Annotated in this window: 12 protein-coding genes; all 12 read right to left on the reverse strand. The window is 59.1% G+C overall.

The genetic code is table 11. From position 1 onward, the window contains the following. The coding region (locus JMF90_RS08200) for a type IV secretory system conjugative DNA transfer family protein (RefSeq protein ID WP_201325033.1) at positions 1–1,732 on the reverse strand (1,732 nt) is incomplete at its 3' end. Beyond that, positions 1,729–2,103 (reverse strand): hypothetical protein, encoded by a 375-nt coding sequence (locus JMF90_RS08205; protein WP_226292393.1) that lies wholly within the window; start codon positions 2,101–2,103, stop codon positions 1,729–1,731. The genes JMF90_RS08200 and JMF90_RS08205, both read right to left, overlap by 4 nt. After that, a complete protein-coding gene (gene virB11, locus JMF90_RS08210) occupies positions 2,096–3,247 on the reverse strand; it encodes a P-type DNA transfer ATPase VirB11 (RefSeq protein ID WP_041489428.1) in 1,152 nt (383 codons plus the stop codon). Before virB11 ends, JMF90_RS08205 begins: the two co-directional genes overlap by 8 nt. Then, positions 3,244–4,467: a type IV secretion system protein VirB10 gene (gene virB10, locus JMF90_RS08215; RefSeq protein WP_011548472.1), complete on the reverse strand. Its 1,224-nt coding sequence runs from the start codon at positions 4,465–4,467 to the stop codon at positions 3,244–3,246. The genes virB11 and virB10 overlap by 4 nt, the downstream gene beginning before the upstream one ends. Next, positions 4,460–5,284: a TrbG/VirB9 family P-type conjugative transfer protein gene (locus JMF90_RS08220; protein WP_011548473.1), complete on the reverse strand. Its 825-nt coding sequence runs from the start codon at positions 5,282–5,284 to the stop codon at positions 4,460–4,462. The genes virB10 and JMF90_RS08220 overlap by 8 nt, the downstream gene beginning before the upstream one ends. Next, positions 5,281–5,985 carry a virB8 family protein gene (locus JMF90_RS08225; protein ID WP_011548474.1) on the reverse strand — a complete coding sequence of 235 codons (705 nt, stop codon included), beginning with the start codon at positions 5,983–5,985 and terminating at the stop codon, positions 5,281–5,283. The genes JMF90_RS08220 and JMF90_RS08225 overlap by 4 nt, the downstream gene beginning before the upstream one ends. A gap of 181 nt (positions 5,986–6,166) precedes the next feature. After that, the gene (gene virB5 / locus JMF90_RS08230) at positions 6,167–6,874 is read right to left on the reverse strand and encodes a P-type DNA transfer protein VirB5 (RefSeq protein WP_011694468.1); all 708 of its coding nucleotides are present in this window, start codon (positions 6,872–6,874) and stop codon (positions 6,167–6,169) included. A gap of 15 nt (positions 6,875–6,889) precedes the next feature. Next, positions 6,890–8,041, reverse strand: a complete 1,152-nt coding sequence (locus JMF90_RS08235; RefSeq protein WP_011548475.1) for a type IV secretion system protein — start codon at positions 8,039–8,041, stop codon at positions 6,890–6,892. Then, positions 8,038–10,518 (reverse strand): VirB4 family type IV secretion/conjugal transfer ATPase, encoded by a 2,481-nt coding sequence (locus JMF90_RS08240; RefSeq protein WP_011548476.1) that lies wholly within the window; start codon positions 10,516–10,518, stop codon positions 8,038–8,040. Before JMF90_RS08240 ends, JMF90_RS08235 begins: the two co-directional genes overlap by 4 nt. 1 nt (position 10,519) lies before the next feature. Continuing rightward, entirely contained in the window at positions 10,520–10,840 is a 321-nt protein-coding gene (locus tag JMF90_RS08245; protein WP_011694467.1) for a type IV secretion system protein VirB3, read from the reverse strand. A gap of 19 nt (positions 10,841–10,859) precedes the next feature. Beyond that, positions 10,860–11,213 carry a TrbC/VirB2 family protein gene (locus tag JMF90_RS08250; RefSeq protein WP_041489429.1) on the reverse strand — a complete coding sequence of 118 codons (354 nt, stop codon included), beginning with the start codon at positions 11,211–11,213 and terminating at the stop codon, positions 10,860–10,862. A gap of 24 nt (positions 11,214–11,237) precedes the next feature. Further along, positions 11,238–11,787: lytic transglycosylase domain-containing protein (locus tag JMF90_RS08255; RefSeq protein ID WP_201325034.1), on the reverse strand; the 550-nt coding region annotated here is incomplete at its 5' end.

Genomic DNA, 11,787 nt, shown 5'->3' on the forward strand with positions numbered 1-11,787 from the left:
CACTGATATATGCAACGCTCATTGAACACCACCACTTGCCCGGGACGACGGGGCTCGGGTCGCGCTTGCGCGCGCCCGTCTCAGTATCAGTCATGCCATCTTCGCCGCGCGCCAACCGACGTCCGGCGCGCGCTACGTCCTCGGCCGGCACGCCCAGCAGCGTGAAATGCCGATCCACATACGCGGCTGCCTCCTCGCAACTGACATTGTCCAGCGCCTGCGGCAGCTCGCGCGGATCCCAGGCGTGTACAAGTTCCAGATAGTCCGCTCGCACATGCGTCAGCTCGCCCGTCTGTTCATCGACGTCGTCATCGCTCAGTTCGCGCAGCCGCTGCTCGATTTGTGCACCAAATCTCACGAGATCGAGTGCAGGCACCGCTGGCGCGTCCATTACCCGTGAAGTAAATGCACGATCGCGCCAATAGCAGATCCGGTCTGCCAAAATCGGCTTGGTATTTTCGAGAAGAATGATTTCCTTGTCGCGCGCGAGCTCCTTGATCTCCTGCGGCAACATCAGCGCACGACGTTGATCGGAAAAGCTCTCGCTCGCACCGCCGCGCGCACCGAACATGCCATTCGATCGGCTCGTGGTGCGCGATCGCTCCGTGCGCGTGCCGAGCATCTCGGAGTAGGCATTGGCGTCCTTCTGTTCGCGCGGGGCGAAAAGAATCTGCATCGCATGATTCGTGACAATGGTCCTCGCGTCAGCTCGGCCATACACAGACTCGAGCTGCGAGTCGGACTGCACGATCGAGAGTAGGCGCAGGTTGTAGCCCGCCATATAGGCCACCGCACGCGCGATAATCTGGATTTTTCCGATTGCCGTCATCTCGTCGAGCAGCAGCAGGCATTGATACTTCAATGCCGGATTGTCCTCTGCCAACTCCTTCGTGTTCAGATTCACGAGCTGCGAGAACATCAGATTCATCAGTATCGCCGCCTCACTTAAGTGATCGGGCGTCACGCCAAGATATACGGACATCTTGCGGCGTCTGACGTCTCGCAGATCAAAGTCGTTCGCGCTCGTCGCCGCGTCAACAATCGGGTTGGCCCAGATCGTCAGTGGCGCATTAAAAGTGGCCAGAATGCTCGCCAGGACCTTGTCGTCATTCGCGAGGAATCGATTCAGTGCATCAATACAGGCGCGGCTCAAGTACTGTCGATGCTGTATAAGCATCCGGTTCAAGTAGGTTTTGACCGGCTGACCATTTCCCGACGATTGCCGCAATACCTCGCCCATTGTGATCGGGTAGTCGGGCACCCCGCTCGCGCCAGCACGACGCGCCTCACGCAAATCGCACAGCAGCAGGACCAGTCCCAACAGAAGGTTGCGTGCCTGGTCTTTCCAGAATTCGTCATGCCCGCCGGCCGGATACAACACATAACCGATCGCCAGAATGTCGCCGACGCGAAACATGTCGTCTGCAATGACCGACAACGGGTTGTAGCGGTGCGTGCAGCCATCTTCTGCAAACGGATTGAACAGGTACACGGCTTGTCCGTGCGCGCGCCGAAAGCCTGCCGTGAGACGAAAATTTTCCTGTTTGATATCAAGCACGACCACGGAGTCGGAATAGCTCAGCAGATTCGGGATCACAATCCCCACGCCCTTTCCTGAACGAGCGGGCGCGGCAAGTAGCACGAATTGCTGACCGGCAAAGCGCAGATAGCGGCCACGCCAACGGCCCACCACAAGCGTCGGTTGAGACTTCGCGGGTGCAATCTGTCTCATAACAGCCCCGCCCGACGAATCTCCGCATCGTTCGCAAAGCGCGCGTCGCCATACAAGGGTCTGCGGCCTGCTTGTTCCAGCCACGTATACACGGCAAGCGCAGGGCCGCCGAAGGCGACAAGCAACCCCATGAGGCCCGCACCGGCCACACGTCTCCCCATATTCGGAAAACGGCCGTCGTACCATGCCACTAATGCATCAAGCCACGTTGACCAGCTTGCGCGAATGGGATTGCGGTGCATGCTTGCATATAGCATGCACGAGGCTAACCATTCGGCTGCGGCCAATCCGACGTATATCCCGATCGTGATGGCAAGCGTAAGAATCGTCACACGCCACACTGGAGCAAGCGTCCCGGACATGTCATGCATCGCAGCACCTCTCGGTTGGGTCAAACTCGATGGCAGCCTTCTCGCGCGGGTCGAACCAGACTTCGGTCATCGCCCAGCGTTTGCCGACCTGCACACCGTGTGAGTCCAATACGGGCTGCGCCTCCATGTGAGCGATCACGTCGATGGTCAAGCGCAGCACACGCTTGAGCGAAGCAATGTCCCAGGCGGCTGCCTCGGGATGCTCCTTCGCCATGAGCGCAAAACGCTCGATGGCAATGCCCGCACTGGACGCATGAAAACTCGTCATCGAGCCGGCGTGCCCGGTGGTCAAAAGCTTCAGGAAGTCGTACGCTTCCGCCCCGCGGAGCTCGGCAAGCAACACCCGGTCGGGACGCATGCGCATGGCGCAGGCAATCAAATCTGCAGGCGTTATGTGTGCGCGCCCCTGAGCGCCTTTGCTATAGAGGAGATGGACGCAGTTTTCGAGATGCCGAATGAACAGCTCGCGTACGTCTTCGATCGTCACGATGCGCTCGGTTGCGCTCAGGTATCGGCACAAGCTGCGCATAAAGCTCGTCTTGCCGGAGCCCGTGCTGCCGACAATGACAATATTGCGGCGTGCTCGCACGGCGCTTTCAAAGAAGGCGGAAAAATCACGCGCTTCGAGCCGCTCGACGAGCATCCGATCGGCTCCGCGCAACGCTAGGCCTGTCTTGCCGAGACCGTCAACGTGTCGCCAAACCGTGTCCTCAAACATGCCATCGGCACGATGGCACTCAAGCGTCTTTTCATCCGCGCTCGGGCGCCTGATCGTGATCGATACCGTCCGCGGCGGAACCACGGGCGGCACCACGAGTTGGAGGCGCGCGTTATCCGGTAATAGCGCGGAAAGCAGCGGATGCTCGGTCGAGACGCCCTGATTCGTCAATGTGGCAATCGCCACGGCGAACGCCATGAGTCGTTCGAAATCAAGCTCCGGTAAATCGTGTGCCTGCCACCCCCGATGGGTCTCTGTCAGAATACGCTGCGGTCGGTTGATTACGAGCTCCGTTACCGCTTCGTCGGCGAGCAACGGTGCGAACGAACGCATCAGCTCCGTCACCGACGCATCATCGGGCAATACCGATATTGTCTCGGCTACGCGATCGGTTTGTGGCTGAAGTGTTGCCTTGCATGCCTTCATCGCACCCCCTCCGGCTCCAGTGCATAAACCGAGCTGAAGTCCAGATCGCGAGCAAGGACAATCGTAAACTCGGTACCCTGATGTTGCTTGAGCGTCGGGGCAATATTGATGGTCTGATCGAGTACGCGTGTGGCCATGTCGCTGCCTTGCGCCTGTGTGTTCTGGTAGACAATCGTGCCGTTGCCATTGCCCCCGCGCGTGGCCAGATAACCGATCGCATCGTGGCTCAGTCCGAGCATCATCGCCGCGCCCACGCGCGCGCCCCAGTGATTCTCGATCGATCCATCCATACCCATGCGGCCCAGCGCGTCGGCTACCGGTGAATCGATCTGTACGGCTACCCCGTGCGGCGTAGCAATTCGTGCTGACAGAATAAATACACGTCGTTGCCCAGGCGCAAGATTCGCGCGATATTCGCAATTAATTTGCGAGCCGCGCTCGATCAGCACCACGCGCCCGTCGTCGGAATAGACATTACGTGCGACCGTGCAAGTCGATATACCCGCCTGGGTGGAATCGAACGCGGTGTCGCCCGCGCAATCGATCTTCGTGCCCTGAGCGAGTAGCAAACTGCGGTTGCCAATAAACGCTGCCATCACCTTTGGCATGCGCGTCGGCGTGAGCACCTGAGACAGTGGCTGTGAGAAGGGTTTCGCCCGCTCCTCGGCCATATCGGCAGTCGCATTCGACGGCTGCTGGTCCGCATGTACGGGAAAAATACTGGGGGAAGCTGACTCACTCTCGCTCGCGTCTGCCATTTGCCCATTGCTGGCCCCCACGGCAAGCAACGGCGCGTCGTAGTAGCTGCGTAACGGAGCAGCACGATCACTGGACGGCGCAGGCTGTACCGCGGCCGGTGCTGGCGCCGGTATAGGCATAGCAGCAGCCGATGCAGGCTCGGCAAGTGCCGGCACCTCGTCGAACACCTTTTCGTGTGCGCCTCGCGCATGGAGCGCACTGCGGCGCGCACGCGCAGCCTCGTCTCGGTGAGCGAGCACACCATGAACTGTCCAGACCGCGCCTATTAGCGCAAGGACAATGATCGCGAGCGGTACTAGCCAGTTGATGAACGATCGTCGCCCGAACCCATCCAGGCTGGGCATGCCGCGATCGAGCATGACAGACGATTCGGATCCCGTATCTGTATCCATATCTGCCGAGCTGTTGCGACGGATCCTGTCGTCCGTCGCTGCGCCGTTGGGCGAAGTGTCCTCAGTCATGTTCGCGACTCCGCAGCGTGCGGCGCACGCCGTCGACCGTCACACCGTGCCGCGGCGCGACGCCATCAATGTCGAATGCGTCGTTCCACAAACCAACCGCCTCATCGCCCAGACGCAACACGAGTCGGCGAGCAAGCTCATGGACGACCACCACATCACGGTCTATGTGCTTGTCCACCACGCGTTCGGTGTCATCGTCCTCGATTCGGAAGATCGCGGGTATACGACGATTGTTGGGGATTCGAATGTACGTAAAGCGACCGTCGTCCCATACTGCGGACGGTGCGATATCCTCTGCATGTGGCATGACCTGCATCGAGTACGCGGCGTTACGCACGACGGACGGCTGAGACAGCCGTTTCTGCAAACACGCCAAGCGCGCGGCAATAGACGCATCCGACGCAGCGGTGTCCGGATACACGAAACTTACCCGGTACATCTCGTGCGCGTTGCCAAAGCGTGCTTTCAGGGGCAGAACGAGAAGATCAAAGCTGTAGCTGCGCCGATCGGTCCGGACAATCAGATTCGTGTCATGAGCGGCGAGTTTCGGCTTCAGATAAACGTCATGGTCTCCCCGATTGGCTACCACATACCAACCGTCGCGGTCCCCTGGCGCAACCACAAGAATGTGCTCGGTCGGATCCAGCTCGACGTGGGTGGCAAAGCCGCGCTGCGCGATAATGCGCACGACTTCGTCCGGCACATAACGCACTTTGCGCACCCTGGCATCGTGCGTCCAGTCCGGCATGACGTGTGCGTCGACTGCTTGCGCCGCAAAGCACGCCAACAGGATCGCCATGGTCGCGAGCGTCTTCATCGGCCAGCTCCTGCACCGGGCTGTGGAGCAGGTGGCGTATCCTCCGCATCTCGGCTGTACGCCGTCACCTTGAAGCCGAATGGATTTTCGATGGCCGAACGTTCCCGCACCAGCACCGTGGGGCGGTAGGTAAAGGCGAGCGTAATCACAAAGCGCTTTGCTGGCTCACCGGTATCGATGCCGTTCTTGCGCACCGTTCGCTCGAGATGCACGACAGCATGTCCCGGCTCGTCGGGCACGAGCGTCGTCGACACTATTCGGGTGCGGTATTGAACTGACGCGCCCAGTTGCTGATCCAACGCGTTCGGACCGCTATAGATTTGACGATATGCGCGCGCGACCGATTCGTCGCTCATATCCAGGACACGGTCATAATCCATTTGCAACAGTCCCCAGTCGTAGCGCTCGCGAGTGCGTACATAGACTTCGACCCAGTGCTTATCTTCGATCTCACGCAGCGGCACGTGTTTTGCGTCGAGCACCTCGATGAATTGCGCCTCGCCGGTGAGCTTGTTCACCTCGATAGGCAACGGCACCACGCGATAAAACGGCATCATCACGGCAAGCGCCGCTACCGAACCGATCGCAACAATAACGGCGGCAAACGCCACTTGCCATGCGCGACGTTCGGAGCATGCCTGCAATGCGGTGAGCGACGCCTCAAAATCAAGCGCACGCCGATAATCGCTTTGATCGTTCACGGACAAGCTCCATCCAGCCGCAGGTTCGCCCCCGGAGGCACCGGCAGTTGCTGATTGACCGGTACGCGGTGAGCTCCATCGGGTAGCACGAGCCTGGACGGCACACCGTTGCATCCGGACATCGACATGCTCAGCCCGATAAGCACGCATATCATCCGGCGTCGCGTCATTGCAGTTCTCCTTATCGACCAAACGTGATCGGCACCATCTGATCCTGAAGTCGCCGCGTGTTGCCCGCTCGCTTAAGAAGCAGTTCAGTCTGCTGCTCGGCAATCAAGCGATCCTCGGTTTCCGCGAGCATCTTGAACATCTGCAACTTCGTCATTTCGTTGCCGACTGCCACACTCTCCGACTGGATTCGTGCTTGCAGCTCCGCGATACCCTTCGGATCCCGTGTCGTATCGATATGCCGCATCAGACGTTCAATCCGGTCGAGTTCGGCAAGCTCGGTCTGATATGCCTGCAGGCCAAGTGCCTTATCCTGAAATGGCTTGTTTAATGCACGCTGACAAATTCGCTGATCGATGCCATGCTGATCTTCACAGTCGTAGAGCTTGCTTTGCGCACGCAGCGCCTGGGCCGGACCAGTCAACCCGGCATACCCTCCCTCGCGAATCGCTGCATACACGCGTTGCCAATTGCCCGGCAACGCATTAACCACCCCCGGTCTATCCAGCAACGCACCAAAGCCGCGCGCGCCGCTCATTGAGCGGTACAACGCCATCTCCTGCTGCACTTGTTGTTTGAGCTGCCCGACCATCGCGATCGCCTGGGCGACGTTCTTTTCGTCATAGACCGAATAGATTTCCGCTTTCGCCGGCTCAATAAACGACGCCGAGCCCGCGACAATGGCGCACATCAGTACATGCGTGAATAGGTATCGCTTCATGGCTTCGCTTCCTGTTCAGTCGTGCGCACGGTCAAGCTGCTCGCGTGCAGCCCGTTGATAGGCTGGAGGATGCGGCGAGGCGGTGCTCACCAATGCGCCAGGCCTAGATATTCGACCGCCGGAAGACGCGTTTCGGTTTGCACTGCGCAGTGCGAAGGCCATCGCACCGGCCGCCTGTCTGGATGCGTAGCCGGCGACAAACGCTCCAAAGCCTGAGACAGTCGCACCGCCCGCAAGCCCCGAAGCCACGGCCGGCAATTGCCACCCAATCGTCGCCAGTAGCATAGATGTAACAAACATGCCGAAAGCCGCCGCCCACGGGGCGCTTGCTTGAAGTGCTTGACGGGCGGCAGCGGCCAACGCATCGGCAGAAGCGTCCGGATCAGCAGTCGTTACTTGAAACGGTGCGAGGTTGGCCGAGAACGCCGCGAGCGCGAGACCAAGAAAAGCCGCAACCAACACTTGCAACAGCGCATAGTTCACGAGCTTGGCAGTCCATGCTTCGAAAAATCTAACAGTAGGACTAAATGCTCCACACACAATGAATATGGGACCCAGCGCAAGTACGAGGTCGAGCAGCATGCGTGCCATCATCACTTCGACGCCGAGCACCATCAGAAAGATTGCGCCCCCGAAGGCGGCAACCAGACCACAAGCGAGGTCGCCGATACCTGCGACGATGCCGCTCATGCTCAGACCTTCATGGGTCGCTTTGTCGAAATAGGCGTCGACCACGAGGTTAAGCTGCCGATCATAGCAATCGAGCGTCCGGTAAATGCCCACAGCATGCTCGCTTGCCTCGCTCGCTTGTTCAACTGACCCGCATCCAACATTTCCTGCGCCGGTACGAACGGCTGCTGTCTGAATTGCCTGGGCGACGCCGGTTGTCGTCTCGCTCACGGCACTGACGACCTGGGACTGGTACAGCCCCGCACTTAGCGCAAACGCGAGCGTGATGACGACTTTCATACCTCGCCACGCAAATGCCGGCACCGGCTCGTGTGCCTCTCCGCGAATCACTGCCATGCCATACGCGAGAACCCAGATCACCACTCCCGTGGTAGCCGCGGGTACTAACGCGGACGACAACGCAGACGATGCATCGCTTACGTACGTGTGCATACCATTTTCGAGCGTACCGCCCACCGCGCTGAAGAGGCCATTCATAGAACACCACCTTGCGCGTGTGTAGCGGTGCTCGACAATGCGGTTTGAAACGCACTCGTCTGGCGCCGGCGAGCAGTCAGGGCATCATGAAAGCGCGGCAACCACACATCGGGGTCGTCCCCGACCTTGGCCCGGATCGTATTGAGCAACGCAACATTGTCTGACGTGCCCGACAGGACATCGAGCACGTCGCCCATTCCCGAGAGATCGAGTCGCCCGATTGCCGAACGATGACCCTGCTTGACCAAGAACAGCCGGCTGTGCTCACCCATGCGTCTCACAATGTTGAATTCTGCTTCGGTCAGCTTGAAACCGTGGACATAATCATCGTGGTCTGCGCTCGGGTTGGGGAGGAAGAAAAATGTAGCCGTCTGCTCTACAAGCGCACGAGAGATTGGACTGCTAAGCACATCCGCAGGGGACTGGGTATCGAAAATACCTAGGCCGTTTTGCTTGCGAATGGTCTTTTGCTTGTCGTTGGCAAACTCGCTGAACACCGGGTCGCGCAGGCGCTTCCAGAACTCGGTCATCACATAGATGAAACGCCGCCCATCGATCAGGCGTTCGGTCAGATGCAGCAGCACCATCGTCAGTGGCGCACATACCTCCGGATCGTCGAGCAGTTCTGTGTCGTCAAAACCGAACAATCGGTGCGCATCTAGATCAATCCGGTCAACCGGGTTATCGAGCACCCACCCGAGGCGCCCGCCGGCGCACCATTTGGCAAGCCGCGCATGAAGACTGTTATCTCCAACGTTTGGCAACAGTTGCCTGACCATGGACAACCGACGCAGCGATCGATCCATGCGTGCAACCTCCCGGATCGCGCGAGAGATATCGAGCTCATCCTTCGCGGACAGCGGTACTCCGTTGTCGACCAGCTTGCACACGAGACGCATCCAAAAACTGTGTGTCGCCTCGTCCGCCTCCAACTGGAACGGGTTCATGCCGGTGGGCTCACCACGGTGAAATACCGTGTATTGACCACCCATGGCGCGAATCCCGATTTCCGCTCCTCGGTCCTTGTCGAAGAGCACGCCCATCACACCGTACTTCATTGCCATCGCGAGCAGAAACAGTTCAAGCACAGTCTTGCCTGCACCGGCTCGGCCGATGATCTGCGTGTTGGCAAGCGCCTTCTCGTCGTTTGAGTCGACTTTCTCGGGCGTCGCGTGAAAATTCAGATAGAGCGGTTGCCCGCTGGGCGTTTTGACAATCGTGATAGCTTCGCCCCACGGATTACCCTCTCGCTTTCCAGTCGCGAAATTATGCAAACTGGCCATCGCGCAAAAGTTGCGTGATGTGAGCTTCGCCTCTCGCGGTCGGTATCGCCAGTTGCCGGGGCACTGCGCGAACCACGCAGCATCGGCGACCAGATCAATGAGCGCACTCTGGAAGCCGGCGTCTGCAAGCTTCGTTCGTGCTTGGGCGACATGCCGCACTACCTCATCCAAGGTATCTCCCAGCACAGCCAACGTGTAGTGGTACTCGCCCAAAACAAAATCGCCATTGACGAGATCGTTCGCGGCCTGATCCATTGCCTCGATTTGCGAGACAGCAACGTCATCTCCCGCAATCAGTTGGTTGCGCTGGCGCTCGAGCGCCTCCTTGGCACTGGGACGGTCAAGCACGGTAAAGCTTTGCGTTTCGATGTACTCGAAGTCGCCGTAGAGCAATCCATTGAGCATGCCTGGCTCGGTTTGCTCCGGATAGTCCTTCAGGTCGAGCAACGCCGCATAGCGGGTGCGCGTAGGTGTGCGGATCTCGAGCTTCTCACGGTGGAAGAACAGGCGCGAGGTTGGTAACGTGTCGCAAATTCGACCGTATCCAACCGGTACCGCCTCCCACGTTCCGTTGACTAGGTAACCAAGCATCTCGAGCGCGGCGGAATAGCGACAGAGTCGCTTGGTCAATGGATCGCGGCGTTCATACACACCGAGCGCGCATGGCGACCACGGTTTGAGACCAGTCTCGATCTGCGCGGCGATATCGGCCAGCGCACGCAATGCGTCTTGCTGATCGCGCTGAATGTCGTCAACTGTACGGCGTGCTGCACGGCTGAACAGCCGCCCCAATCGCGTCCGGTGAGGACGATATACGGCGCTCACGTAGAGCTCGTTGGTCATCATCGTGTAACCGGCAAAGCTCGCGTAGTAGCGCTCAGCTAAGTCCTGACAGAATCGGTTGAGATAGGTCGTCTCGAACCTGTCCGCGGTACGCCGCCGCAGCCGATGCGTCCATAGCGCGACGTGGCCACCCGGCAGATTGCGCACCAGCTGATTGAAGGTGACATGGCGCGCGAGAATATCGGCAGGATCGGCCGTCTCGAATGCAATCCCGGGAATTTTCCAGATTTGTATATAGTCACCCTCGCGTGTGCGAATCACGCGGTCCGTGACATGCGACGAAAATGGGATGAAATCTGCGAGCACCACTTCGCGCGGTACGAGGGTTGCGTGTGCCGACGGTGTGCTCATGTCACCCTCGCGCCTTCAATCGGATCGGCGCATAGGCATGCGCGCCCCAGAAGCGCCGGTTGCGCTGGCACAGTCTCATTTTCACGCGTAGCATGCGCTGAGCGAGACGTTGGTCGTCCTGACGCGTAATCATGCGCATCGTCGCGAACACGGGAACGATCAACAGTACGATTGCGACACCCAAAGGCGCACTCGCCATCAATACCCAGATTGCCGGGATCAGCATGCCGCCAGCGACCATCAACAGCGGTACAAGTGGAACGCCCCATAGCATCGCTGGCCGCGTGCAGCCTTTGAATACGGGGTCGGAGAGTGTGTTCACAATCAGCTCCGTGTTCACGTTAGGCCGTCGGAATCAACATGCCAGCAATGACCGTTGCGCAGCCAACGAAAAGGCCACCGACGAAAACATGCGCGATATCGCCAAACCGGGCGTGCTGAAACATCATTTTGAAGCCGGCCCAGATGATGGAAATCGAACACACCACCCCGCCCACACCGAGCAACGTGTTCTGAATAGTGATCAGCAAGGTATTGACCTGACTGAGTTGTGCAGATGCCGGAGGGGTTGCCATGACGAGCACGCCGAGCACTGCAATGCGGCGCCAATTCGACGAGATCCACGCAACACACGTTTTTCTCAGTCTCACGTCGCTTATGCTAATTAGGAATACAGATTTCATAATGCACTCCATCCAGCCGAATTCCACCTTCCTTGCTCAGAAAATAACGGCACTGCCTTCGACTCCACCGTTATTTTGGCTTCGCGCTGTATCGTCGTTCGGGTTCGAGGATGGAGGAGACACAGGAGTCGAGCGCCCGCGGCTCTCAGCCCTAGACCCAGTCACACGGTCGCGTATCACCGGAATCGGCGTTGCAGATGACGTCAGCGCAGGAACGAAAGTGTCGCCCGACGCCGCTGCTTCCGTAATCCGTCGCACATATCCGACGCGAAAACCGGTTACGAAATTCCCGCTCGCATAGCACGACAGCGCAGCGCGCAACGCCTCTTGTGGATGGGCATGAATAGGGCGAGCCCGCCGAAAACATGCCCGAAGAATAGCCGCACCAACGCTCAGGTTCCGACAGACGTCGCAGACGGTCCTCGCGGTCAATCCGTAACGAGACCAGTTGTCGCGATTGATTTGCGCGAGGCCGGCGCTGTAGTTCCACCCCGCCGCTTGCAATGCCTTGACCGTGGCGATCGCTTCGTCCTCGCGCCGAGGCTGTCTCACCAAACGGCCATGGACAACACCGATAGCGTAGGGA

Origin of the sequence: Burkholderia sp. E168m23, from assembly GCF_016586125.1 — a bacterium.
Classification (GTDB): domain Bacteria; phylum Pseudomonadota; class Gammaproteobacteria; order Burkholderiales; family Burkholderiaceae; genus Burkholderia; species Burkholderia orbicola.

What these genes read in the sequence shown, in the direction of transcription:
- virB5 (WP_011694468.1), bottom strand. Translation starts at nt 6,874, where the DNA reads ATGAAGCGATACCTATTCACGCATGTACTGATGTGCGCCATTGTCGCG.
- JMF90_RS08250 (WP_041489429.1), bottom strand. Translation starts at nt 11,213, where the DNA reads ATGGAGTGCATTATGAAATCTGTATTCCTAATTAGCATAAGCGACGTG.
- virB11 (WP_041489428.1), bottom strand. Translation starts at nt 3,247, where the DNA reads ATGAAGGCATGCAAGGCAACACTTCAGCCACAAACCGATCGCGTAGCC.
- virB10 (WP_011548472.1), bottom strand. Translation starts at nt 4,467, where the DNA reads ATGACTGAGGACACTTCGCCCAACGGCGCAGCGACGGACGACAGGATC.
- JMF90_RS08205 (WP_226292393.1), bottom strand. Translation starts at nt 2,103, where the DNA reads ATGCATGACATGTCCGGGACGCTTGCTCCAGTGTGGCGTGTGACGATT.
- JMF90_RS08235 (WP_011548475.1), bottom strand. Translation starts at nt 8,041, where the DNA reads ATGAATGGCCTCTTCAGCGCGGTGGGCGGTACGCTCGAAAATGGTATG.
- JMF90_RS08240 (WP_011548476.1), bottom strand. Translation starts at nt 10,518, where the DNA reads ATGAGCACACCGTCGGCACACGCAACCCTCGTACCGCGCGAAGTGGTG.
- JMF90_RS08220 (WP_011548473.1), bottom strand. Translation starts at nt 5,284, where the DNA reads ATGAAGACGCTCGCGACCATGGCGATCCTGTTGGCGTGCTTTGCGGCG.